A 24,148-nucleotide genomic window follows, 5' to 3' on the forward strand; every position below is an offset into this window, starting at 1 on the left:
GAGTCATTAAGGAAACATAGGTGCTCTAGGATGTCAACGGCACGACGAGACGAGGTGACCATGGCCGACGGCCCGGGCAGCAGGCGGGAAAAGCGGCGTCAGGACTCGCTGCGGGAGATCCACGCGGCCGTGCGCACGCTGCTGGTCGAGCAGGGATCGGCGGCGGTGACCATCAACGCGGTCGCGCGGAAGGTGGGCATGAGCGGTCCCGCGCTCTACCACTACTACGCGGGTCATGACGAACTGATCGGCGCCGTGACCGCCGGCTTCTTCCGCGAGCTGACCACTGTCCTGGAGCAGGCCCGCGACACCCACGCCGCCGCCCCGGCCGGCCATCGCATCCTCGAGGTATGCCGGGCCCTGCGAACCTGGGCGATCACCCACCCGGCCGAGTTCGGCTGGGTCTTCGCCAGCCCGATCGCCCCGCCCAACCGGCGACAGGACTCGCCCCGGCACGAGGCGGGCCAACGGTTCGAGAACGTCCTGCTCGAACTGACCGCCGAACTCTGGCGGACCGACCCTTTCCCGGTACCCGACCCGGCCGACCTGCCCCCGACGCTGCGCAAGCAGCTGGTCGCCTACTCCGCCACCATCGACGGACGCCTCCCGCCCGAGGCCTCGCACGTCTTCCTGACCTGCTGGACGCGGCTGTACGGCCTGCTGTGCATGGAAGTCCTGCACCAGCTCGACTTCGCCTACACCGACCTGGAACCCGTCTTCGAAGACTGCCTGCGCGGCCTCGCCGACGCCCTCGGAGTGGACGGGGACTGACCGCCGAGGGCGAAGCGGCTCGGGACCAGTCCCGCCACCGGAGTGCTAACAACGACACATGCCGCGGTCGAAGAAACGGACACCCAAGAAGACACGACACCGTCCGTCCCCGCGAGATTCGCGACGAACCGCACGAACGCCGATAGCCGAGGGCGGGCTGATACCGGCGGACGAAGTCGCGCACATGACGACCCCACCGCGATTCCCGGCCGAACCTCGGCCGTCCCCCGGTCCTCCGGACACGGTGAACTTCACGAAAGTGCTCCCCGATCCGCGAGATCTCCGCGACGCCGCGGCGGGAATCGCGGCCGTCGCGGCCGGAGTGCTCTCGGCGAGCACGCCGCCGGCTCCGGCGGCGCCCGCGCCCGCGTCCTTCGACGCCCGGGCGCTCGATCCCTGCCGTTTGACCGACACGGCCGCGCTCCGCTCGTACGGCCGCACCGAACTCGAACCCGACTATGGCAACTTCGACCGTTGTGACGTGCTCCTCCACCGCGGCGACGGGTCCTACACCGACGTCAAAGTGGAGTTGGAGAACCATCCCGGGAATCCGCCGGAAGGCGAGCTGAAACGCGTCGGGACCTTCGACGTCGTCGGCGGCCCGCTCCAGGACGACAGCTGCACCCGGCTGATCCTCGTTCCCGCGGGATACATCGTCTCGGTCACCGCGGGCGACGACCCCGGCGCCCCGGTGGACCTGTGCGCGGTCGCCGACATCGCGACCGTTTCGGCGACGAAAACGTTGTCCGGCAACGAAACCCCGCTCAGGAAAGCCCCGTTCCCCACCCGTTCGCTGGCCGAGGTGGACGCGTGCTCCCTGCTCGATCCCGCCGCACCCGAGGTGCCCGGCCCGCCGAAACCGTCCTTCGGCCGATGGGGCTGCGCCTACGAGGGCCCCACCGGCCGGGTGCGAGTGATCTTCGACCGGGGACATCCCCTCGACGACCGGAACGGCGTGCGCACCACCCAGTCCGGCCGGGAAATCCGGACCCTCGCCGACGACTACGGCCCGGGAACGTGCCGCTCGACGATCGCCTACCGCCCGTACACCGACATCGACAACACCCCGATGCTGGAAGCCGTCCTGATCGTCGTGGACGGTGACCAGCCATCGGAACGACTCTGCGTCCCGGCCACGACCTTGGCGGGCGAAGTGGCGAGGAGATTGCCATGACGATGATCGACGGCTTCCGTCCCAGTCTCGCCCACGGTGTCCCGCCCGCGGAGGCGGGGACGATCTTCGCCTCGACCGTGTCCGGCAGGTCGTCGATGCCCCCGAAAGAAGGCCGCCAGCTTCTGTTCGGCCGCAATCGGGACGACATGCACGTCTGCCTCGGCGAGGACGACACTCTGATCAGCCGCCACCAGGGAACGCTCGTCCACGAAGACGGCGTCTGGTGCGTACGCAACGAAGGCAAGCTCCCGCTGCGCCTGCCCCGCTCCCGGCGTCTCTTCAAAGGCGACGAACCAGCCGCGCTCCCCGACGGCTACACCGCGCTTTTCATCCACGGCTCCGGCGGGCGAGAGCATCTCCTGGAGATCTTCGTCGTCGGAGACGATTCGCCGCCCCCTCCGCCCCTTACCGACGAAGTCACGAAATCGCCGAGCGTCTGGCGGCTGACCACGGCCGAGCGCACCGTCCTGGTGGCGCTGGCGCAACGATTCCTCCACCAGGAGGCCTACCCTCAGCCGCTGAGCTGGCGCCAGATCGCCGAGCAACTGGCCGAGCTGGAACCGGACCGGAACTGGAGCTCCAAGAAGGTCGAGCACATCGTCGTCAAGGTCCGCGGCCGGCTCGCCGGCGCCGGAGTGCCCGGCCTCACCAAGGACGAGGTCGGCGAACCGGTGGGCAACGCACTGAACATCCACCTGATCGACGAGCTCCTGCAGACCGCGACCCTGGTGCCGCCGGACCTCGCCCTGCTCGAACCGCGGTCGTCACGCTGAAGCCGCGGACGGCGCCGCTGACGATCATCGTCGAGGCAGGCGGCGTCCCGAGTTCACTCCGACCTCGTTCTTCAGCTCGACATCAAACCGAGTGCGCCACCCTTGAAATCAAAGTTCGTCGCGCCTAAACTTTGGCTTAGGTGTTCCAACACCCTGCGAAAGGCAGGCCGTATGGCGACGGCGGACTGGGGACCCCGATGAACTGGAGCCAGCTCCTCGTACCCGTGACCAGCGGCGTTGCCGTCGCTCTCATCGTGGCAACCGTCAGGTTCCTGTGGCGGCGCACCCGTCTGCCGACCGGGCTCTCCCAGCGGATGACCCGGCGGAACTACCTGGCCGAGATGCTCGTCATCTCCAAGAACGACAACGTCGAGCGACTCGACGCGCTGGTCCCGAATCTGCTGCCGGCGGCAGACTCTCCGGTGCTCGCCGAGATCCAGGAATCGTGGTCGCAGATCAACGGCCGCCGGGGAGTACGGGTGATCACCCGTACCGAACCGGCCTCCCTGACCGCCGGAGCCGAGCTGCTCGGGGCGGGGATCGAGGTTCGCGTGTCCCGCGCACTGACCGCGGACCACCTGTCGTACCACGTGTTCTCCGGCCTGGAGCACCACACGGTGCTCAACCGGCGCAACGGCGGGAAGGACCGGCCAGAACGGCTGGACGAGATCTCCGCCTCCAAGGTGTTCCGCAGCCACTTCGACGAGATGTGGAGCGAGTCCGAACCCCTCGAATCGTTCCTGGCCGGGGAACTCCTGACCGAGAGCAAACCGGGCGACGGACTGTCCCGCCTCGCGGACCGGATCCGGGAGCAGCGCGCGGCGTACCAGCTGTCGGCCAAGGCGGAAGACGCGGTCCTGCGACACCTGGCGTTCCGCCACCGCGCGCCGGTCATCTTCGTCACCGGCCTGCCGGGCGCCGGAAAATCACTGGTCCGCCGGGCACTCGCCGAAGAGCTCCGGCGGTGGCGGATGCAGGTCGACGAGCTGAACGACTACGTCTACGCGTTCGAAGAATTCCTCCACGCCTTGATGCTCCTCGGCGACGGTCGCGGCGCGGGCTTCAGCGCCCAGCAGGGCGGCGCGTTCCAGGTGGAGCGCGAGGATGATCTCCGGCCGGCCCTTCACACGCTCGGCCATCGCGTCTGGGAAAACCGCCGGAGCAACCCGATCACAATCGTCGAGTTCGCCAGGGCCGACACGATCGGAGCGCTCAAGGTGTTCGGCGACGAGGTCCTGGCGGCGTCGCAGATCGTCCACGTCCGCGCCTCCGACGCCCAGCGCGCCGCCCGGCTGGCCAGGCGGGGCGAGCCACCGAAGATCTCGGTGGCGGGTCAGTTGATCAGCCTCGAGGTGTCCGACGACCATCGGCTGCCCAGCAACGCCGCGGACACCCTCTACAGCAGGGACGACTTCGCGCTGCTGAAGGCCCAGAAGAGCCTCGCCGGCCGGCTGTTCCTCGTCGAGAACGACTCCGAGGGGAAGGTGCACATCGACGAACAGGTCGCGGCGTTCGTCGAAGCCGTCGTGCGCCCCTACCGCAGACTCGCGTCTTAGCCGGGAACGCGCTCGTGTTCGCCGCCTCCTCAGGCACCCGATCCGTTGCCCGGCCTGAAATACCGGGACCTCCACCTTCTTGCCGGATCCGAGCATCGCCGACGGCTCACTTGCCGGCGCGCCAAGGCGGGGTCCAGCCGAGGCGTTTGCAGACCGTGTCGATGTCGGAGTCGGTCAGGCTCCGGCGATCGGAGAGATTCGCCGACCGCGGGCCGAGGATCTGCATCCGGTCGACCGTGCTGCCCGGATCGCCGATGTCCTTGCGGACCTCGATCAGGAAGTCCGCGTAGAGCCGGAATTGGATGTCGGCGGGTGGACCGAGGGGAAGGGCCTGCATGAGGCGGGAGTACGCCCGGACGATGCCGTCGGAGCCGTACACGTTCACCCAGGTGTCGAAACGGCGCTTGTGTTTCAGTTCTTCCTCGGTGGGCACGTCGTCGCTGGTGAACATGCGGTCCAGCATGTCGACGACGGGTTCGTACATGGTGCGTTTCGGCTCCGAAATCCGTTCCCGGACCTGATCGACCCGTTGCGCGCGGGCTTCGTAACGACGCGATGCCAACGCGAACATCCCGGCGACCACCGCGGCGGCGACGGAGGCGACGGCTGCGATCACGGCGACGACGATGGCGGACATGCGGCCGATCCAACCATGGATCGGCCGACGGCAAAGAGCTTATGTGTCAAAGTGCCGTCTCCGGTGATCATCGCCGGGGTACCGGTGCACGAGACGCTGCGAAACCAGCTGGACGACGTCGTGACGAAGATGCTGGCCAGGCATCGGCGCGATCTCGACAGCTTCCGGCGCATGCCGGTCGAGGAAATGCGCGAAGACATCACGAACATCAGCCGCGACGTGGTCTCCTACTACATCTCCTGGCTCCGCGAAGGCACCCTGGCGACGCCCGACCAAGCAGGCCGCATCGGCGGCTCCGCCGCTCGGCGCGCGGAGGAAGGCGTGCCGCTGGAAGCTCTGCTGGCGGCCTATGTCAATGGGCTGCAAGGAATCTTCGCGACGCTGACCGCCGACGCGGGCCCTGATGACCTCGACGCGGTGCTCGCGCTGGGCAACAAGATCTTCGAGTTCATCAAGGCGACCACGGGCGCCGTGGCGAGCGGCTACCTCGAAGAGGTACGCACCACGGTGGGCCAGGAGCACAACACCCGCCGCGCGTTGCTCGCCGCGTTGCTGCGGGACGAATCCGCTTCGGCGACCGCCGGAATCGCCGGAATCGGTCTCGCCAGCGAGTACCTGCTGCTCAACCTCGCCATCGGCGCACACCCCGACGAACAGGAGACCGGGGTCAACCCGACCACGGTCACCCGCCGGATGTTGCGCAGGCTGCTCGCGGTGTTCGAGGCGGCGACCGACGATCAGGCGTTGAACGCGCTGGAGGCGACCGGCGGAATCGTCCTGGTCCCGATATCGTCGGACATGGACTGGTCGAAGTGGTCGGAAACGATCGCCGAAGCGGGCAGCGCGGCGGGGGTGACCGTCAGTGCGGCCGGGGCCCTGACCACGTCCTCGGGTGTCGCGGCCGCGGCGGTCCAGACCGGCGAAATACTGGACGTCCTGCGCTGGTTCGAGCGCGCCCCCGGGCTCTACCGCCTCGAAGACGTCCTCATCGAGTACCAGCTGACACGCCCGGGCGAAGCCCGCGACAGGCTCGCCGACCTGCTGGCCCCCCTGGAAGCACATCCCGATCTGTTCGAGACGCTGCTCCACTATCTCGGCGGCAACGTCAACCGCCGCCGGATCGCGAACCTGCTGCACGTCCACCCGAACACGGTCGACTACCGGTTACGCCGCATCCACGAACTCACCGGTATCGACGTGACCGAGCCACCGGGAATCCACCGGGCCACTTCCGCGCTGGCCGCACGCCGTGCCGGCGAATCCGGCTAGCCCACCCTGGTGGAGCCGACCGGACTGATGCCGGCGCTTTGCCACATCGCCGTCGACAGCCAGCCGAGCGTGAAGCCGAACAGGATGTGCAACCCGCTGGTGAACAGGGTGTCCGGCAAGGGAGCGGCGAGTGCGAACGCGGCCGGTACCACCACATAGAGGCCCGACGGGAGCCGCGGGTGGACCTTGGCGCGCAGCAAGGACAGGCCGAACAGCACCGACCCGAGGGCGAACACGCCCGCGCTCGCGATGAGGGCCACTTTGGTCGGACCGCGCAGAAGTTCGGCGACGACCGGGCCGTCGAGGTAGAACAGCGCCATGTTCAGTGCGAACGCGGCGCCGCCGAACAGTCCGAGACCGATCAGGTTGACCAGGTACGCGAGGGCGCCGAACCGGCCGGCGGCCTCGCTGTGACGCGCGTAGAGCGCCACGAGCGCGGGCGTCGCCAAGGCCGGGGCGAGGCCGAGGACGAAGCTGGTGGCCGCGGTCTCCCCCAGCACCGTTTCGAAGGCCGCGGGAACCGCGATGAACAGTCCGGCGGCGATTCCGCACGGCGCGCCGAGGCGGATCAACGTGGGCGACAGCATATGAGAACTCCCTTGCGGCACAAGAATTAGCGTGCGATGACAGGGCCGAACGCTACGAAGGGCCGTCGCGGTCCGGAAGTGCCGACCGGGCCGGAGTTCCCACCGGGCACCGCCGAACGGCACGTGCCGTTCGGCCAAGGTTTCCCGAACCCGGGAGAATGCCGCCGGATCGGCCGTACTCTTTCCGTGTCGGGAGGTGCCTGCATGCCGATCGTGCGGAAAGAATCACCGGTGTCCTGGGTGTCGGCCGTCGTCTACGGGATCGTGCTGATCGCGGGCCTCTACTACGTCGTCGCCGGGCTCGGCGCGGACGTCCGTCCACTGAGGACAGCAGGGTTCGTCGCGTGCGTCGCGGCGCTGTTCGCACTGGAACCCGCCGAACGGCGTTGCGGCGCGGGGCGCGGCACCGCGTCGGCGTTCCTGCTCGTCCGGCTCGCGCTGTTCGTCGCGGTCGCCGCGCTGGACGACTCGGGGCTGTCCCGGGCGCTGTTCGTGCTGGTGCCGTTCGCGGCCTACCTCGCGTTCGGCCGGACGGTGAGTATCGCGCTCGCCGCGCTGTGCCTGGTGCTGCTCGTCTGCTCCTACGCCTTGTGGGTTCCCGGCTGGTACACCAGCGCCAACTACGTCGCCGACGTGCTGATGTTCGTCATCGGCCTGGTTCTCGCCATCGCCATGGCCGGAATCGCGGTCCGCGAGCAGCAGGCCAGAGCCCGGCTCGAGGAGTCGCTGGACGAGGTGACCTCCTACGCCGCCCAGGTCGCGGACCTCTCGGCGGCGGCGGAACGCAACCGTCTCGCCAGGGACATCCACGACAGCCTCGGCCACCACCTCACCGCGATCGCGGTGCAGGTGGAGAAGGCGTCCGCCTTCCGCGAGCGCGATCCACACGCGGCGGACCAGGCCCTGGCCGACGCGCGGTCTTCGGCACGCCACGCTCTCGACGACGTCCGCCGGTCGGTCGGAGCACTCCGTGACGAGCGGGAGGGACGCACCTTGTCCGCGTCGCTGGCCGAACTCGTCGACCGAGCCGGGGACGACCGGCTCCAGGTCAGCCTCGTCGTGGACGGCGAGGAGCGCGCCGGGGACAACGCGACGGTGAGCGCGCTTTTCCGCGCAGCGCAAGAAGCCTTGACCAACGCGCGAAGGCACGCACAAGCCGATCGGGTCTCGGTGTCACTGACGTTCGGCGACACCGAGACCCGGCTGGTCGTCGCCGACGACGGCCGCGGGTTCAGCACCGGAGCGTCCGAGCCCGCAGAAGGGTTCGGGTTGCTCGGCCTGCGCGAGCGCGCGGCACTGGTCGGCGGGCTCGCCCGGGTCGAGAGCCAACCCGGAGCGGGCACCCGGATCACCGTGACGGTGCCGGCCCGATGAGCGTGCGCGTACTGGTCGTCGACGACCAACGGCTGATCAGGGACGGCATCGCCTCGCTGCTGGGCATCCAGCCGGGTATCGAGGTGGTCGGCGTCGCCGCGGACGGGAAAGAAGCCGTCGCCCGAGTCCTCGCGCTCGAACCCGACGTGGTGCTGATGGACGTCCGGATGCCCGGGATGGACGGCGTCGAAGCCGCCGCGATCCTGCGGCACAAAGCGCCCGGCTGCCGGATCGTCATGCTGAGCACCTTCGACGACGACGAATACGTCGTGCAGGCGCTGCGCGCCGGTGCCGCCGGGTATCTGCTCAAGGACCTCCCCGCCGACGAACTGGCCGACGCCATCCGGCTGACCCACGCCGGGATCACCCAGCTCGACACCTCGGTGGCGCGGCGTCTGGCAGCGGCGGCTCCGACAGCCGAACCCGCGAAACCGGCCCCCACCGAAGTACTGACCAGCCGGGAGACCGCAGTGCTAAGGCTCGTCGCGACCGGCTCGACGAACCGCGAAATCGCCGCACGGCTTTACCTCAGCGAGGGAACGGTGAAGAACCACATTTCCCGCATCCTCGGCCGCCTCGGACTACGGGATCGCACCCAAGCCGCGATCTACGCCCGCGACCACGGACTGCTGGCGAACTCCGAAGACTGAGAGGGTCAGCGCGTGAGCGGGACAGCGATCCGGCCGGGGAACCGCGGGTTCTCCGCTTCGTCGAGCATCGCGGCGGCAACGGTGTCCCGGCTCACCATGATGCGGAAGATGCTCTTGGGGGAGGCATCGAGCCCGACGGTGCGCCGGTCCGGGCTGATCGGTTTGTTCGACAGGGGTCCGGCGTGGAAAACCGTCCCGCCGGCTTCGGTGACCACGGCGTCCGACTCGACCTTGTCGGCGACCTCCGCTCCGAGTCCCTTGAGGACCAGCCGGTTGAGCGCGCTTGCCACCGCGGCCGAGGGCCCCGTGCCGTAAGCACCCAGCCAAATGACGCGGGCGCCCGAGGCCACCGCCGACCGGGCGCCCGCGGTCAGCACACCCGGCTTCGTCCCCTTGGGCACACCCAGCCCGGACAGCACCAGTTCACTGCCTTCGAGCGCCGAGTCGATCTCGCTGGTGCGGAACACGTCCGCGACGATCTTGGTCAGCCCCGGGGCGTCCGGAATGGTGATCCGGTCCGGATTGCGGGCGATGGCCCTGACGATGTGGCCACGTTCGAGTGCCTGCCGGGTAAGGGAAAGTCCGGTCGGGCCGGACGCGGCGAGAACGGTGAGGTGCATGAAAATCCACTCCTGAGGGTCGATGCGTCTGCCGAGCCGGATTTCAGCCGAGGATGTTCAGCTGTGCCGACGCATCCGGGGCATCGACCGGATCGAGGTAAAAGCGGACAGCTGCGGCGCGGCCGTCCTCGACCCGGATGATGACGGCGCCGCGGATGGTCTCGACGACCCCGTCGGCCCGCGTGCCGATCATCTCCCACTCCGTCCACACCCGGTCACCGTCCACCACGGAGTCGATGACCCTGGCGTCCAGGCCGTTCGAATACCGGGCGAAAATCTTCGTGTAGTTCGCGCGAACCTGGTCGGCACCGCGGAAGGAGCGATCAGGGTGCACCGGCATCACGCAGTCGAAGTCGTCGGCGTAGTTGGCCACCAGCTTTTCGACGTCACGATCGGACATCGCCGCGGCCATGCGAAACGGAACGGCGCGCACGTCGTCGGTCGACGCACTCACTTCTCGCCCGCCTTGTCCGCGGGCCCCCTTGGCGATCGCGTAAAGCTCGGAGTTGCCCGCGAAAGGGGCTTTCCGCACGACGCGGATGCGCCTCAGCCGCCATTCATTGCCGGCCCGCTGCAGGTCGACGTGCCAGAAAGCACGCACGACGAGCCAGTCGACCTCATCGGTGGGAACGTGGTGGTAGGCCACCACGAAACTCCGGTAGGTGGCATGGTCGCCCTCAACCTCGACGATGACGTTGGAAGTCGAATGGTGAGTACTCTGGAACCCTTCCAGCACCGCCCGGCTGGCGACCACGAAATCATCGGCACTCAATTCTTGCGACGGCCCGCCCAAGTGCTCGGAGACGTCCATCGTGACGGTGTCGGCGAGGATCGCACGCAGACCGGCCCAGTCCTTGAGATCCTGTGACCAAGCGAAACGGGCCACGGTTTCGGCGACAGCGACCCGGTCGGCGAGGTGGTTGACATCAGTCATGAGTATTCCTTCATCGAGAACACGATCGGTAAAACATCGAGAGGGGAGCGCGTGTCAACACGGATTCGCGTGCGCTGCCTCCGCCTTTCTGGTGGTCATTCTTCCGGGTTCCGGCCGCCGTAGCAGGGGCCAGAATGTCCCCTCCTGGCGGATGCCGCTGATATTCTTCGGTCATGTCCGACGCGAGCACTTTCGGAATGGCGTTGCGGGAGCACCGTGAACGCACCCGGCCCGAACAGGTGGGTGTCGTCGGTCACGGCCGCAGGCGCACGGGCGGCCTGCGACGCGAAGAGCTCGCCGAATTGGCAGGCGTGTCGACGGATCACCTGAAACGCATGGAGCAGGGTCGTCGGCACCCCTCGCCCGGCGTGTTGAACGCCTTGGCCCGAGCGCTCCGGGTGAGCAGGACGGAGTACGAGCACCTGTGCACGCTGGCCGGTTACGCGCCGGTGGAAGGGCGGGTGCCACGGCGGCTCAGTGATGGCGCCCGCCGGCTCGTGGACCGGATAGAGAGCACGCCGGTGTGCGTGCTCGACGCCACGTGGACGGTCGTCGGCTGGAACCGGGCTTGGGAAGCGCTGGCCTGCGGGGTGCCCTCGCTCCACCCGCGCGAGGGCAACATCCCCTGGCGGGTGTTCGTCGGCCAGGGCGGCCAGGTGCTCCGGTCGCCGGGTGACGACGCGCGCTTCCAGCGCCTGCTGGTGGCCGAACTGCATGCGGCCTCGACCCGCTACCCGAGGACGAAGACCTGGCGTCTTTGACCGCCGACCTCCAGCGCGCCAGCGCCGTGTTCGCCGAGCTCTGGGCGAGCACACCCACCGCCGGGCAGCACGACGGCCGGATGCGGCTGCAGCATGAGGATCTGGGGCAGATCGCACTGGACTGCGACACCGTCCACATTCCCGACGGCGACCTGAGGGCGGTGATGTTCACGGCGGACCCGGGCTCGGCCGACGCCACTTCACTGACCGAATTTCTGCTGGACGCCCGCAGCGCGCACCCCGGCCGGCAGTGATCGGCGACCGTGCACTCGACCACCCGGTTCGACAGTCCGGTTCTCACCGCAGCGGCCGGAAGAAGTCGGTGAGGTCGTGAGCGAGCAGCTCGGGTTGTTCGTGTGCGGGGAAGTGACCGCCGCGGGGCATCTCCGTGTACCTCGTGATGTTGTAGGTGCGCTCGGCCCAGCTGCGCGGCGGCCGGGTGAGGTCGGCCGGGAACAGCGCTAGGGCGGTGGGGACCTCGATCCGCTCGACTCTGCGCGTCATGTTCTCGCCGTACTCGTAGTACGGCCGGAACGAGGTCGAGATGGTGTTGGTGAACCAGTAGAGCGACGCCTGTGTCAGCAGGAAGTCGTCGCTGAACCGCGAGGACAGATCGCCTTCGCAGTCGCTCCACGCGCGGTACTTCTCGATCATCCATGCGAGCAGCCCGGCCGGTGAGTCAGCCAGCCCGTAGCTCAAGGTGACGGGCCGGGTGCTCTGCTGGTGCTGATACGCGCCTTCCTTCGCCGACCAGGTCGTCACCGAGTCGAGGTAGGCGCGCTCCTGCGCGGTGATGCTCTCGTCGTCGTAGTCGACCGGACTGGCGACGGCCGCCAAGTGGATACCCACCACAGCGTCGGGATGGGCTTCGGCCAGCCGGGAGGTGATGCCCGCGCCCAGGTCTGTGCCGTGCGCCCCGTACCGGGCGAGACCCAGTTCCTCGTGCATGAGCAAGTGCCACAGTTCGTGGGTCTGCAAGGGATCCGTGAGCGAGGGCCGTTGCGGGGAGAAGGCGAATCCCGGCAGCGACGGGACGATGACGGTGAACGAGTCCGCCGCGCTGCCACCGTGCTTGGACGGGGTGGCCAGTCGCCGGGCGAGGTCGGTCAACTCCAGGAACGAGCTGGGCCACCCGTTGGTCAGCACGATCGGCAGGGCCTCCGGATCCTCCCCGTCGAAACGCAGGTAGTGCACCGGTGTCCCGGCGATGTCCGCGACGTGGTGGGGCAGCACGTTGATGGCGGCTTCGTGAGCACGCCAGTCATAGCCGGCCGCCCAGTAGGCGACCAGTCGCCGCAACTCACCGGGATCGGTTCCCGCCGACCAGCCGGTCACCGGCCACGGAGCCGGCCATCGCGTGGCGGCCAGCCGAGCTCGCAGCTCACCGAGTTCGGCATCGGTGACCTCGAGTACGGGCCTATCGGGCACCATGGTTTTCTCCTTGCACTCGACGTCGCGAGTTTACGTTGGGAGGCCGGCGTCAGGTGTCCGTGCCGACGCGTTCGAAGGCCAGTGTGGGCAGGTCGACCGCGTGCGCGCCGCCGTCTGCGACCAGGACCGCGCCGGTGATGTACGACGATTCCGGCGAGCCGAGGAACCGAACGATGGAGGCGATCTCGTCCGGTTCGGCCGGGCGTCGGAGCGGGACCTCGGCGGTCGCCCGACGGTAGCCCTCGTCCCGCCCTCCGGCGAACCCTGCCGATTCGGCGAACCGTTCCATTGCGCCGTCGGCCATCGGGGTGCGGACCCAACCGGGGCAAACCGCGTTCGCGCGGACACCGTGGGGCCCGTAGTCGCGGGCGATCGACCGGGTGAGGCCGATCAGCGCGTGTTTCGCGACGGTGTACCCCGCGACGTCGGGACCCGCGAACAGACCGGCCAACGAGGACACGATCACCACCTGTCCCCCGGCTTCCACCAGCGTGGGTAGCGCGGCCCGGCAGAACACGAACGCGCTCGAGAGGTTCGAGCGCAACGCCAACTCCCACTCCTCGTCGTCGGTGTCGGTCACCGACGACAGCCCGTGCCCGCCGGCGTTCGCGACCACGACGTCCAGCCGCCCGAACCGGCCGACGATCTCCGCGACCGCGTTCTCCGCGTCCGAGGTCACGCTGGCATCACACGCGATGACGTGCGCACCGGTTTCCTCCGCCACCTTCTCCAGCGGTTCGCGCCGCCGTCCGAGGACCACCACGTTCGCGCCCTCGGCCGTGTAGCGGCGGGCCACCGCCGCGCCGATGCCCGTACCGCCGCCGGTGACCGCGACGACCCTGTTCTCTGTACTCACCCGGAGTCCTTTCCCTTGCCCCGAACCGACTGCGTCCATGCCGGGGCCTCGTCGCGGAGTCGCGGTCATGCGGACAGGTCCAGCCACTCCCCGACGGCCAGCACGTGCGCGCGCTGTCCGGCGTGCGCGCGGAACTCCTTCTCCGGGTCGGCGACCTCGACGTAGCCCGCGATCTTGTCCGGCTGTTCCGCCTCGTAGTGCATCGGAACCGCGTACCGGGCATCGAGGATTTCCGCGGCGGCGGCGGACTGCCTCGGGTCCATCGCGGCGGGCAGCGGACTCGGCGGCTGGAGATGCGGCGCGTCGACCACCGCGCCGTTGGCGGGCAGGAACACGGCGTCGAACGGGCTGAACCGGCGCGCGATGAGCCACCAGTAGCCGTGGAACATCGTGTCGCCGCCGTGGAAGATCCGCTGCCCGTCGGCCTGGACCACCCAGTTCAGCTGCGGGTCGCCCAGTCCGTCGACGGCGGGGATCGCGGTGACGAGGAACGGCCCGATTTCGCGAGCGGACCAGGGATCCACGACTTCGGCGGCCAGTCGGTGCAAGGCCAGCTCGCGTTCGGCCTGCAGGGTCGTCACGTTGTCCACGTCGTCGCCGTGGCCCGGTGCCGGTCGGAGCACCGGCGCTCCCGGCTCCAGCACGCCCGCGAGTGCGGCCGCGTCGGTGTGGTCCCGGTGCAGGTGGGTGACCAGCGCGGCGCCGGCCGTCCCGCTCGGTGCCGGCAGCCTGTCGCCGGACCGCCATCCGGTGAACAGTGGCGAGAGGTCCCGTACGTAGTCGATCACCAGCCGCTCACCGTCCGCCTCGATCTCCAGTCCGGCCCAGCCCAGTCGTCGTGTTCGCATCCCGTACTCCTTGTCGGCGGTGGTCGCCGAAAGTTAGCGTACGGGCGTTCGCTAAATCAATAGCGAACGCCCGTACGCTAACTTCGTCACATGTAGCCGGAAGCAGGCCGAGCAGGAACGACGCGAAGCTCAGGTCACTCAAGCAGCCATGATCGCGGTGACCTGACGCGCGCCGCGAGGTTCCGTGTCGCGAGGCCGAGCCTGGTTTTCGGCACGAGCATCGCCGCGGCCAGCTTGACGGTGCGCCGCTTCGGCATCACCCTGGCGCGGTGCTCGGCCTCGTACCGGGCAAGGTCTCCGTCCGCAGCGAGCGCGGTGGCCAGGGTGTGTGCGCCGGCGATGGCGAGGCTGGAACCGTCACCGAGCAGGGACACGCACGACGCGGCGTCGCCGACCAGCGCGACGCGGCCCTTCGACCACGACGGAAGGTCGACCAGGCTGACCGCGTCGAAGAAGACGTCCTCCGCGTCCCGCAACCGGTCGAGCAGCTCCGGCACCCGCCACCCGACGCCCGCGTACGCCGACGTGACGATCCGCTTGTGCTGCGCCATGTCGCGGTGGTCGAAGTGGTCGACCTCGGCGCGGAAGATGAACGCGACCCCGCCCTTGCCGCGTGACGGATGGAGGGCGACCAGCCGGCCCGGCGTGTTGTGAATGAGCACGTCCTCGGGGTGGTCGACCGGCTCGCTGAACGGTGTCGTGGCGACGTAGATGCCCGTGAGCCGCACGAAATCACGCTCGGGGCCGAAGGCGAGGCGGCGCACGGTGGAGTGCAGCCCGTCCGCGCCGATCACGAGGTCGAACCGGCGGGGCGGGGCACGGTCGAACGTGACATCCACACCGTGCTCGTCCTGGCGCAGCGCGGTGATCGTGTCGTCGAAGAGGAACTCGGCGTCGTCCCGGGCCGCCTCGTACAGGATGGTGGCGAGGTCGTTCCGGGGGATCTCGACCTCGTTGCCCTTGGCGGGCATGGCCACCGTGGCGACCAGGCGACCGTCGACACCCAGCAACCGGATCCGGTTCGACGTCGTGGCGGCGTCCCGCAGCCGGGGCACGACGCCCATGGCCTCGACGACCGGCAGGGCGGGCCCGCGGATGTCGACGGGGTTGCCGCTGGAGCGCAGGCCCTGCGACCGCTCCACGACCGTGGGCTTGAAACCATTGCGGGCCAGCCAGTAGGCGAGGGTCGAGCCTGCCACGCCTGCCCCGGAGATCAGCACGTTCTTCGTCATGCCCACGACGTTAACCGCAGTGAGTGCACATTTGCAATGAGTGCAGATTTGCACTGACTGCCGACCTGCGTATGCTGCCGTCCATGTCCCTTCGCGACCGCAAGCGAGCCCGCACGCGCCAGGCCCTGATCGACGCGGCGACGGAGTTGTTCGAGCGCCAGGGCTACGACGAGACGACGATCGCCGACATCGCGGCGGCGGCGGAGATCGGCGCGCGGACGTTCTTCAGCTACTTCGCCAGCAAGGAGGAACTGCTGTTCCCCGACGCCGACGAGCGCGTGCGGGCGGCCATCGACGCCATCGCGACGCGCGGCCCGGACGAGGGACCGGCGGACGTGCTGCTGCGTACCCTCGGCGAGATCAACGACACGAGCGAGGAGATGGTCAGCCCACTGGCAGCGCTCCGGCTGCAGCTGATCCAGACCGTGCCCGCCGTGCGCGGCCGCGCGTTGCAGCTGCAGCTCGACGCCCAACGCGAGATCGCGAAGCACCTGGCAGAGGCCTTCCCCGACCAGCTGGACCTGGTACGCGCGGCGGCACTGACGGGCGCGTTCGTCGGCGCCGTCAGCGGCGCGCTCCAAGCCCTCCTCGACAAGGCCGACAAGGCCGACCCTGCCACGCTGCAGGCCGCCATGCGGACCGCCACCGAGGTGGCACTCACCCCGTGGCGGCGATCAACCTGACCCGTTCAGTGTCACCTTCATCCCGAATATCGCCATTATTCTGCTTACGTCACAACGGTTTCTGACACCGAGGGCGATCGGCCCACTACTTGTGCTGCCCCCGGAAGAACAACCGCGGCGGCACCGATCCACACGCCGACCTGGCCACTGTGGACGACAGCGCCTCCAACGCCCAAGACCGTGCCCCGACGACCCGTTCGCGAAAGCCCTGAGAACACTGTTCAAGCCGAAGTGGCTCAGCTCGAAGAGTGTCTGAAGCAGAGCCTCGGCGACGTCGTGACGATCGGGGTTGAACCGCCATCAGAAGCGGGAAAAGATCACCGACGCTATGCTGATTCCCGGAATAGCAAAAAGCGCCGATCATTTCGATCGACGCTCTTGGATGAGGCTTTTGTACCCCCGATGGGATTCGAACCCACGCTACCGGCGTGAGAGGCCGGCGTCCTAGGCCGCTAGACGACGGGGGCTAGGATCTTTCCTCCTTCAGAAGGAGGTTTTCAGTTGTTCACCTACTGTGTTGCTGTGGAGAAACCTACCAGACCGGGTTTCCCGCCTTCGCAGGGGGGTCACTCTGTGTTTCACTCCGGAGAGTTCTCCAGCTGGGGTACCAGGACTCGAACCTAGACTAACTGGACCAGAACCAGTCGTGCTGCCAATTACACCATACCCCAGTGAGGTACCGTTCCGATCTTGACCGGCTCGGTGCCGCACGAGAAGAAATACTAGAGCACGCTGTTCCGCACCGTGAAAGCGGGGGTCTCCGTAGCGCGCTGAGCCGGGACGCCGAGCTTCGCGAACTCGGAAACGAGCAGCTCAGGGAGCTCGTCGAGGCCGGCGATGGTGTGCACGCCCGCCGGGGCGCGCTCGGCGATGCCGTCCCGGTCGAGCCAGACGGCGCCCAGGCCGGCGTCGCGTGCGCCGATGGCGTCGGTGTCGAGTTTGTCGCCGACGTGGACGGCCTGCGCCGGGTCGCAGCCGAGACCGAGGCAGACCGAGTGGAACATCGCCGGGTCCGGTTTGGCTACTCCGAGTTCACCGGCGATGGCCACGTGGTCGAAGAACCGGGCGAGTCCGAGATCGGCGATCTTCTTGCGCTGATGCGCACCGGAGGCGTTCGTGACCGCCGCGATGAGCACGCCGGCGGCACGCAGCCATTCCAGGCACGGAAGGACATCTTCAAACAATTGCCACGAACGGGTGAGGATTTCACGACGGCGCTTTTCGAAGCCGATGACCTGGTCTTCGTCGGCCAGAATGCCGATCTCCGCGAGGAAGCATTCAGTACGCTTGTGATGCATCGTCTCGTAATCGATTTCACCCGCCACCACCAGCGCGACGTGCTCCTCGGTGATGAGATCCCACAGCGGCCAAAGGTCGTTCTGGCCGGTGAGCGCGCGCAGGCCGAGCCGGATCGCCGCCGTGCAGTCGATCAACGTGTCGTCGATGTCGAGGCACACCAACCGCAACTCCGGAGGCTCCCAAGGGGCTCCGTCCGGAACGGCCGGAGTGGTTCGTGACGGGGTCCGGGGCACGAGAGCGAAATCCACCAAGTGAGGCTAGGGCACCCAGGGCGATCGCGACTCTGCCGATGAGGTGATTAAGGCTGCTCTGTTCCGGCGCGTGCGCTCTACTCCCAGTTGGTGAGATGTCGTGTTTTAGTTACCCGACAACGGCTAACGCGGGCGGGCGAGTGAAATGTCGATACCCGGCGCCACGTCCGATTCGACGCACGCACTCCCTGTGATGACAACGAAATCCTTACGCGGTCCGAATCGCGGACAGTCCACAAGGGCGCGTCCGCGACCGCTGTCCTTCCAGGACGGTCCGAGCACACTAAGTCCTATGTAGACAGATGGCCGAGGACCGGTGAGATCCGCGCCATAGCCCGAACGGCGCATCCGCCCGGATGGCGCTTGACGCACCGGCCGGGCAGGTGCATGCTGAGTTTATTCAACAAGTGATGAATAAGAGTTTCGAAGGGGTGGGACGGATGAACGAACGCACGAACTGCGTGATCGTCGGCGGTGGCCCCGCGGGCATGGTCGCCGGATTGCTGCTGGCCAGGGCCGGGGTCGAGGTCACGGTGCTGGAGAAGCACAAGGACTTCCTGCGGGACTTCCGCGGCGACACGGTGCACCCATCGACTTTGACCCTGCTCGACGAACTGGGTCTCAGCGAGAAGTTCCTCAGCCTGCCGCACAGCGAGATCGCCTACGCCGGATTCCCCGCCGAGGACGGCACGATGATGCGGCTGGCCGGCCTGAGCAGGCTGAAGGTGGCGCACCCCTTCATCGCGATGGTCCCGCAGTGGGACTTCCTGGACCTGCTCGCTGACGCAGGCGCGAAGGAACCCACGTTCACGCTGCGGCAGAGCACCGAGATGACCGGCCTGATCCTGGCGCAGGACCGCGTCAGCGGGATTCGCTACCGCGACGCCGAGGGGCGGACCGGCGAACTGCGCGCAGACCTGGTGATCGCCGCCGACGGCCGCTGGTCGCTGGCCCGGCGGGAGGCCGGGCTGATCCCGAAGGAGTACGACACCCCGTTCGACGCGTGGTGGTTCCGGATTTCGCGGCGGGACGGCGAACTCGAGGGCAGGCTGACCCCGAAGATGCGGAATCGCCGGTTTGCCGTGCCGCTGCCGAGGAAGGGCTACTTCCAGGTCGCCTACCTCGGCCCGAAGGGCGAGGACCTGCGGACCAAGGGCATCGAATGGTTCCGGGAGAACGTGGCCGAGGTCTGCCCCGAATTCGCCGACCGCGTCGGCGAGCTGAAGACGACCGACGACGTCAAGTTCCTCGACGTCAAGCTCAACCTGCTGCGGAAATGGCATCTCGACGGGCTGCTGTGCATCGGTGACGCGGCACACGCGATGTCACCGGTCGGCGGGGTCGGCGTCAACCTCGCCGTGCAGGACGCGGTCGCGGCCGCCACCCTGCTCGCCGAGCCGCTGCGCCGCGGCAGGCCGACGGAAGCGGACCTGGCGAAGGTCCGCAAGCGCCGTCTCGCGCCGACGATGCTGGTGCAAGGGCTGCAACGGCTGTTGCACAAGAACATCATGCGGCCGGTGATGGAGGGCAAGCGCAACGGCCCGCCGGTGGTGATGGTGAAGCTGTTCAGCCGCTTCCCGGTGCTTTCCTACTTCCCCGCACGGCTGCTGGGCCTCGGCCTCCGGCCGGAGCACGCCCCGGCCTTCGCGCGGCGGGCGATGGAACCTGCGGAGAGCTAGCCTCCGGATGTAATGAAAGTCCCCTTCATTGCAAATTTTGCAATGAAGGGGACTTTCATAGCGCGCTTCAGACGTCCTGCACCGGGTTCGTCAGGGTGCCGATGCCTTCGATGGTGATCGAAACGGACTGGCCGTCCTCGATCGGGCCGACGCCCTCGGGCGTGCCGGTCAGGATGACGTCGCCGGGCAGCAGGGTCATCACGCCGGACACGAACTCGATCAGCTCGGGGATCTTGTGCACCAGGTCCGATGTCCGGCCGTCCTGCTTGAGCTCACCGTCCACCTCGGACCTGAGCGCGAGGTCGGCCGCGTCGAGCGAGGTCTCGATCCAGGGACCCAGCGGGCAGAAGGTGTCGAAACCCTTCGCCCGGCCCCACTGGCCGTCGGACTTCTGCAGGTCTCGGGCGCTGACGTCGTTCGCCACGGTGTAGCCGAGGATCGCGCTCGCCGCACGGGCGGCGGGCACGTTCTTGACCGGCTGGCCGATGACGATCGCCAGCTCACCCTCGAAATCCACCCGGCCGACGCCGCGCGGACGGCGGATGGGCGCGTGGGGGCCGATCACCGAGGTCGACGGCTTGATGAACAGCATCGGGTCCGCCGGGATCTCGTTGCCGAACTCGGCCGCGTGCTTGGCGTAGTTCCGGCCGACCGCGATCACCTTCGACGGCAGGATCGGCGCGAGCAGCCGGACGTCGGCGAGCGGCCAGCGCTTGCCGGTGAAGTTGGGGTTGTTGCCGAAGGGGTGCTCGGCGATTTCCAGTACCTGGGCGTCGTCGCCGTCCCCTTCGATCGAAGCGAACGCGACACCACCGGGATGAGCAATTCGGGCTAGACGCACGCCATCCACCTTACGGGTGCCGATCACGGCCTGCTCCGGCCGGATGTACCGAAAGCCACCGAAAGTGCACCCGTCCAGGTGCTGTGTGACCGCCCGGCAAGCGCGACGATCGGAAGTCGGGCCGATGGCACGCCCAGGCGAGGGGAAGGCCGCGAGATGACCGCCGACGCTTGTCCCCCGAATCCGGCGGTGATTCCCCGGCAGCTGCCCTTCCCACCTCCGTGGCTGGTCGGCCGCGAGAACGAGACCGCGGTTCTGACCCGCACGTTAGGCCCGCTCGTCGATCCGGCGTCCGTCGTGGTCGTCGAGGGGCCGGGCGGGATGGGGAAATCGACCCTCGCGCTGCACTGGGCGCACCAGCACCTGGACCGCTTCCCGGACGGCCAGCTCTACACCGACCTCGGCGGCTTCGACCGGCCCGCCGAACCACCGTCGGCACTGTCGGTGCTTCACTCGTTCCTCGGGGCGTTCGGAGTGGCGCCCGCAGCCCTCCCCTCGGACGAGCGGTCCGCCGCAGCGCTCTACCGGAGTGTGCTCGCCGGGAAGCGAACACTCGTCGTCCTCGACAACGCCGCCGATCTCGCCCAGGTGGCGCCGCTACTGCCCGGCACCCGTTCCTGCGCGGTACTGGTGACCAGCAGGACGAACCTGGCCGGTCTCCGGCTGCGCGGCGCGACGTCGGTCCGGCTCGACGCGTTGTCGGCGTCGGAGGCCCGTGAGCTGCTGGCTCACCAGGTCGGCGCGGACCGGGTACGAGCCGAACCGGAGGCGGTGGACCTCCTGCTGGCCCACGCCGCGGGACTGCCGCTGGCTGTGTCGCTGATCGCGGCGCGCTCGGCGAGCAGGCCCGACCTGCCCCTGTCCGTGACGGCCGAGGAACTGCGCAGCAGTAGTAGCCGCCTGGACGTCTTCGACGCCGGTGACGGGTCGGCCGACCTGCGGACCGTCCTCTCGTGGTCCTACCGTGGCCTGGGATTCGACGAGGCCGGCGGCTTTCGGCTGCTCGGGATTTTCCCGCTGCCCGAATTCGACGAGGCCGCCGTCGCGAGCCTGCTGGCGTCGGGCACCTCACGGACGGCGGCCCTGTTGCGCTCGCTCGACCTCAAAAGCCTTTTGCACCAGCACTCACCGAAGCGCTACCGGATGCACGACCTGGTGCACCGTTACGCCGGTGAACTCGCGGAACGGCTCGATCCGACGGCGGAACTCGTGTCGGCGAAGCGGCGCACGGTGGACTTCTACCTCCACACCGCGTTGCACGCCGACCGCCGGTTGTACCCGCATCGTGCCAAGCTCGACCCTCCCGTGCCCAAACGCGGGGTCAGAGCCCTCGAATTCACCGGGGAGGCGGCCGCGCTGGAGTGGTTCGCCGCCGAGCACCGCACCCTGCCCGCCGTGCAGCGGCTGGCCGCCACCGAGGGCCTCCCGGAGCAGGTGTGGTGGTTCGCCCGCGCGCTCGACACCTACCAGCACCGGCAAGGCTTGATCCACGACAACGTCGAGACATCTCGGCTCGGTGTCGACGCGGCCGAGCGGCTGGACTCCCCCGTCATGCTTGTCCTCGCGCAACGGCAGCTGGGCCGGGCCTGCACCCGGGCAGGTCTGCTCGACGAGGCATTGCACTGGCTGTCCCGTGCGCTGGCCGCGGCCGCCGGCCCCGAAGAACAGGCGCACACCCACCACGACCTCGCCCGCGCCCACGCACGCCGGGCGGATCGTGAGAACGCGCTCTGGCATGCCGAGCAGGCGCTCGAGCTGTATCGCCGGGCGGGAAACCAGGTGGGCGAGGCGCACGCGCTGAACGCGGTCGCGCAGCAGTACACGGAGCTGGGCGACCACGAACGGGCTCGCGAGTACGCAACCACCGCCCTGTCCCTGCACGAAAGTCACGACAACGACAGCGGCGTGGCCGTCACCCTCGACAACCTCGGTTCCATCGCCTGCGGCGCGGGCCTTCCCCAGGAGGCGGAGCGCTCGTATCTGCGCGCGCTGGAACTCAGCCTGAGGCAGGACAACCGGTTCTTCGCCGCGGAGGTGACCGAACACCTCGCGGAAACACAGTTCTCCAGCGGCAGGCTCGACGAGGCGGCGGAGTACTTCAAGCGGACCTACGAGCTTTACGTCGCCCAGCATCGGCTCCCGGACGCCGAACGGGTCCGGGGACGGCTGGCGACCCTGCGCTCATGATCAAACCTGGCTGCGCAGTTTGCGCGCGATCTCCCTCCAGTCCCCGCGCCGGGTACCCCAGCGACCGCCGACACATTCCCCGATCCGGCGGCTCCGCTCCTCCAGGCCGCGCAATCGGATTCGGGTATCGGCGAAGAGCCGCTCGCAGATCCGGACGTCCCCGTGCTCGACCCCGGCGGTCCCCGGCACGAGTTTGGCCAGCAACCATCGGCAGGTCGCGGAGGCATACGGCAGCGAGATCTCCTCGAAGAACTTCAACGCCAGGCTGATGTCCCTCGCCGCGTTCACCGGAGCGTCGCGGCCGCCCTCCTTCAATCTCAACTCCGCCCGCGCCAGATGCGCGGACCCGAGGAGTTCGGTGTAGGAGGCGCCGTCGTCGGCGTGGCAGGCCAGCGAGGCGAGCGCCTTGTCCGCCAAGTCCCTCGCCCTGGCGAGATCGCCGCGGGCGATGGAGATCCGTACCCGGAGGATCAGGAGTTCGTGGTACTCGCGGCTTCGGTCCTTGGGAAGGTAGGTGACGGCCTGGTCCGCCAGCTTGTTCGCGCGTTTCAAGGCCGAGCGGTCCCGGTCGAGGCGGTACTGGGTGAACCAGACGCAGGCGAGGACGTTGCAGCAGGCCCCGTATTCGTCACCGGCGGGATCCAACGCGTGGAACATCGCGCTCGCCGCTGTCGCGCATTCCACCGCCTGGACGAGATGGTGCTTGCGCGCGTCCGCGCGGGAGACCTCGGCCAGCTCGCCGTGCAGGGTCGCCAGCAGACGTTTGCCAAAAGCGACCATCCAGCCGTCACCACACTCCTTCGCCAGCTGGATCCCCTCGTCCACAGTGGACACGGCGGCGGACAGCTCGTGCATCCGGTGCAGATGCCATGCCCTGCAACGCAGGAGCAGCCACGCCTTCGTCCGCCGGTCTTCGGCGACGAGCGCGCCGCCCGGCAGCGCACGAAGGCAACATTCGGTCACCTCTCTCATCACCTCCGCGTCCCCGGCGGCCTTGACGATCCGTTCGACCGCCGGCAACGCCCGTACGAGGTCCGTGCGGCTCAAGTCGGCGACGACGGCGAGCCAGTCGTGCACCAAAGACGGCCCCGCCGCCGACGACGGTGCGGCCGCTTCGAGGTCGTGCATCAGCGCCATCTCCCCGCCCGCCTCGGGCACAGGGGCCGACGGACGGGCAGGCGTCGGCATCGGGCTCAAGGCGAGCAACCGGCGGATGATCTGTTCCAAGCCGTCTTCGGTGTCCGCGTCGAAGCGTGAGATCACCAGGTTCTTCAGCACGACCGGAGCGAGGTCGGCGGAGAAGGCGAGATCCGCGACCGGGATGACCGGGCAGCCGCCGACGTCGGTGTGATCGTAGATCCGTCGCTGCAGGACGCGGCCCTCGAACAGGACACCCTTGCGCGCGGCTGTTCCGTCGCCCGAACCGAACCTCAGCACGTAGTCGGGAGACAGGACGCAGAGCACCGGGTAGTCCGACACCGCGGTGACGATCCATTCCGGCAGGGAGACGGGATTCCCCTCGGGGAGATCGCGGTCCCAGAGAACGTCGACCCCGCGCTTCCGCAGGGCTTCGGCCAGCGCTTGAGCGACCTTCCTGCCCTGGATGTCGTGGGCATAGCTGATAAAGACCCTCATCTGGATCCTCCTGGAACGAGGTGGCGTCCTGCCACTTCGTCGGACAAGGCCATTCGCCGCCCGTCGGTCCGCGGTGCCGCGGCGCACCTGTCCGCTCGGA

The 24,148-nt window shown here is 68.5% G+C and carries 21 protein-coding genes, 2 tRNA genes and 1 pseudogene; 11 read left to right on the forward strand and 13 right to left on the reverse strand.

Features of this window, described 5'->3' with window-relative positions; all coding sequences use genetic code 11:
• Positions 1-30: 30 nt before the first annotated feature.
• The 4 genes from BKN51_RS24890 (at position 31) to BKN51_RS24905 (ending at position 4,274) form a co-directional block, all read left to right on the forward strand.
• Positions 31-771: a TetR/AcrR family transcriptional regulator gene (locus BKN51_RS24890; protein ID WP_233222999.1), complete on the forward strand. Its 741-nt coding sequence runs from the start codon at positions 31-33 to the stop codon at positions 769-771.
• Positions 772-955: 184 nt separating this feature from the next.
• On the forward strand, positions 956-1,945 hold the full coding sequence (locus BKN51_RS24895) for a hypothetical protein (RefSeq protein WP_102906586.1): 990 nt from the start codon (positions 956-958) through the stop codon (positions 1,943-1,945).
• Positions 1,942-2,718 (forward strand): hypothetical protein, encoded by a 777-nt coding sequence (locus tag BKN51_RS24900; protein ID WP_101609903.1) that lies wholly within the window; start codon positions 1,942-1,944, stop codon positions 2,716-2,718. The genes BKN51_RS24895 and BKN51_RS24900 overlap by 4 nt, the downstream gene beginning before the upstream one ends.
• 254 nt (positions 2,719-2,972) lie before the next feature.
• Entirely contained in the window at positions 2,973-4,274 is a 1,302-nt protein-coding gene (locus BKN51_RS24905; RefSeq protein WP_233222998.1) for an AAA family ATPase, read from the forward strand.
• Between the two features lie 106 nt (positions 4,275-4,380).
• On the opposite strand, the gene BKN51_RS24910 is transcribed toward BKN51_RS24905, so the two are convergent.
• The gene (locus BKN51_RS24910; RefSeq protein WP_101609905.1) at positions 4,381-4,911 is read right to left on the reverse strand and encodes a hypothetical protein; all 531 of its coding nucleotides are present in this window, start codon (positions 4,909-4,911) and stop codon (positions 4,381-4,383) included.
• Between the two features lie 51 nt (positions 4,912-4,962).
• Here BKN51_RS24910 and BKN51_RS24915 point away from each other — a divergent pair, with 51 nt between their 5' ends.
• A complete protein-coding gene (locus tag BKN51_RS24915) occupies positions 4,963-6,180 on the forward strand; it encodes a PucR family transcriptional regulator (RefSeq protein ID WP_146044288.1) in 1,218 nt (405 codons plus the stop codon).
• Here BKN51_RS24915 and BKN51_RS24920 read toward each other — a convergent pair.
• Positions 6,177-6,767 carry a hypothetical protein gene (locus BKN51_RS24920; protein ID WP_101609910.1) on the reverse strand — a complete coding sequence of 197 codons (591 nt, stop codon included), beginning with the start codon at positions 6,765-6,767 and terminating at the stop codon, positions 6,177-6,179. The genes BKN51_RS24915 and BKN51_RS24920 overlap by 4 nt on opposite strands.
• 204 nt (positions 6,768-6,971) lie before the next feature.
• Between BKN51_RS24920 and BKN51_RS24925 the strand changes: the two genes are divergently transcribed.
• Complete coding sequence (locus BKN51_RS24925) at positions 6,972-8,141, forward strand: sensor histidine kinase (RefSeq protein WP_101613440.1); 1,170 nt, start codon at positions 6,972-6,974, stop codon at positions 8,139-8,141.
• Entirely contained in the window at positions 8,138-8,791 is a 654-nt protein-coding gene (locus tag BKN51_RS24930) for a response regulator (RefSeq protein WP_101609912.1), read from the forward strand. Before BKN51_RS24925 ends, BKN51_RS24930 begins: the two co-directional genes overlap by 4 nt.
• Positions 8,792-8,796: 5 nt before the next feature.
• On the opposite strand, the gene BKN51_RS24935 is transcribed toward BKN51_RS24930, so the two are convergent.
• Both BKN51_RS24935 and BKN51_RS24940 read right to left on the reverse strand, forming a co-directional pair.
• Positions 8,797-9,411 (reverse strand): NAD(P)-dependent oxidoreductase, encoded by a 615-nt coding sequence (locus tag BKN51_RS24935; protein ID WP_101609914.1) that lies wholly within the window; start codon positions 9,409-9,411, stop codon positions 8,797-8,799.
• Positions 9,412-9,454: 43 nt separating this feature from the next.
• Entirely contained in the window at positions 9,455-10,345 is an 891-nt protein-coding gene (locus BKN51_RS24940; RefSeq protein ID WP_101609916.1) for a nuclear transport factor 2 family protein, read from the reverse strand.
• Positions 10,346-10,542: 197 nt separating this feature from the next.
• Here BKN51_RS24940 and BKN51_RS44450 point away from each other — a divergent pair.
• Positions 10,543-11,360, forward strand: a pseudogene (locus BKN51_RS44450) (helix-turn-helix domain-containing protein).
• A gap of 43 nt (positions 11,361-11,403) precedes the next feature.
• Here BKN51_RS44450 and BKN51_RS24950 read toward each other — a convergent pair.
• From BKN51_RS24950 to BKN51_RS24965, 4 genes are all read right to left on the reverse strand, one after another.
• Positions 11,404-12,537, reverse strand: a complete 1,134-nt coding sequence (locus tag BKN51_RS24950) for an epoxide hydrolase family protein (RefSeq protein WP_101609917.1) — start codon at positions 12,535-12,537, stop codon at positions 11,404-11,406.
• A 49-nt stretch (positions 12,538-12,586) separates the two neighbouring features.
• Positions 12,587-13,432, reverse strand: a complete 846-nt coding sequence (locus tag BKN51_RS24955; protein ID WP_101609919.1) for an SDR family NAD(P)-dependent oxidoreductase — start codon at positions 13,430-13,432, stop codon at positions 12,587-12,589.
• A gap of 26 nt (positions 13,433-13,458) precedes the next feature.
• Positions 13,459-14,241 (reverse strand): MBL fold metallo-hydrolase, encoded by a 783-nt coding sequence (locus BKN51_RS24960; protein WP_101609921.1) that lies wholly within the window; start codon positions 14,239-14,241, stop codon positions 13,459-13,461.
• 134 nt (positions 14,242-14,375) lie between these two features.
• On the reverse strand, positions 14,376-15,473 hold the full coding sequence (locus BKN51_RS24965) for an FAD-dependent monooxygenase (RefSeq protein ID WP_101609922.1): 1,098 nt from the start codon (positions 15,471-15,473) through the stop codon (positions 14,376-14,378).
• An 83-nt stretch (positions 15,474-15,556) separates the two neighbouring features.
• On the opposite strand from BKN51_RS24965, the gene BKN51_RS24970 reads away from it, so the two are divergent.
• Entirely contained in the window at positions 15,557-16,156 is a 600-nt protein-coding gene (locus tag BKN51_RS24970; protein WP_233222995.1) for a TetR/AcrR family transcriptional regulator, read from the forward strand.
• A 394-nt stretch (positions 16,157-16,550) separates the two neighbouring features.
• Here the strand turns inward: BKN51_RS24970 and BKN51_RS24975 are convergent.
• From BKN51_RS24975 to BKN51_RS24985, 3 genes are all read right to left on the reverse strand, one after another.
• Positions 16,551-16,623: transfer RNA gene (locus BKN51_RS24975), tRNA-Glu, on the reverse strand.
• A 132-nt stretch (positions 16,624-16,755) separates the two neighbouring features.
• Positions 16,756-16,827 (reverse strand) — tRNA-Gln (locus tag BKN51_RS24980).
• A 51-nt stretch (positions 16,828-16,878) separates the two neighbouring features.
• Positions 16,879-17,613, reverse strand: a complete 735-nt coding sequence (locus tag BKN51_RS24985) for an HAD family hydrolase (protein WP_168214591.1) — start codon at positions 17,611-17,613, stop codon at positions 16,879-16,881.
• A gap of 533 nt (positions 17,614-18,146) precedes the next feature.
• Here BKN51_RS24985 and BKN51_RS24990 point away from each other — a divergent pair.
• Positions 18,147-19,385, forward strand: coding sequence for an FAD-dependent oxidoreductase (locus BKN51_RS24990; protein WP_168214385.1), 1,239 nt, complete (start codon positions 18,147-18,149; stop codon positions 19,383-19,385).
• 67 nt (positions 19,386-19,452) lie between these two features.
• Here the strand turns inward: BKN51_RS24990 and BKN51_RS24995 are convergent, their stop codons facing one another.
• Positions 19,453-20,226, reverse strand: a complete 774-nt coding sequence (locus BKN51_RS24995; protein WP_101613441.1) for a fumarylacetoacetate hydrolase family protein — start codon at positions 20,224-20,226, stop codon at positions 19,453-19,455.
• Positions 20,227-20,382: 156 nt separating this feature from the next.
• Here BKN51_RS24995 and BKN51_RS25000 point away from each other — a divergent pair, with 156 nt between their 5' ends.
• Complete coding sequence (locus BKN51_RS25000; RefSeq protein ID WP_101609926.1) at positions 20,383-22,413, forward strand: ATP-binding protein; 2,031 nt, start codon at positions 20,383-20,385, stop codon at positions 22,411-22,413.
• Here BKN51_RS25000 and BKN51_RS25005 read toward each other — a convergent pair whose 3' ends face one another.
• Positions 22,414-24,048 (reverse strand): toll/interleukin-1 receptor domain-containing protein, encoded by a 1,635-nt coding sequence (locus BKN51_RS25005; RefSeq protein ID WP_101609927.1) that lies wholly within the window; start codon positions 24,046-24,048, stop codon positions 22,414-22,416.
• Between the last annotated feature and the right edge of the window lie 100 nt (positions 24,049-24,148).

The organism is Amycolatopsis sp. BJA-103, from assembly GCF_002849735.1.
In the GTDB taxonomy this organism is placed as follows: Bacteria; Actinomycetota; Actinomycetes; order Mycobacteriales; family Pseudonocardiaceae; genus Amycolatopsis.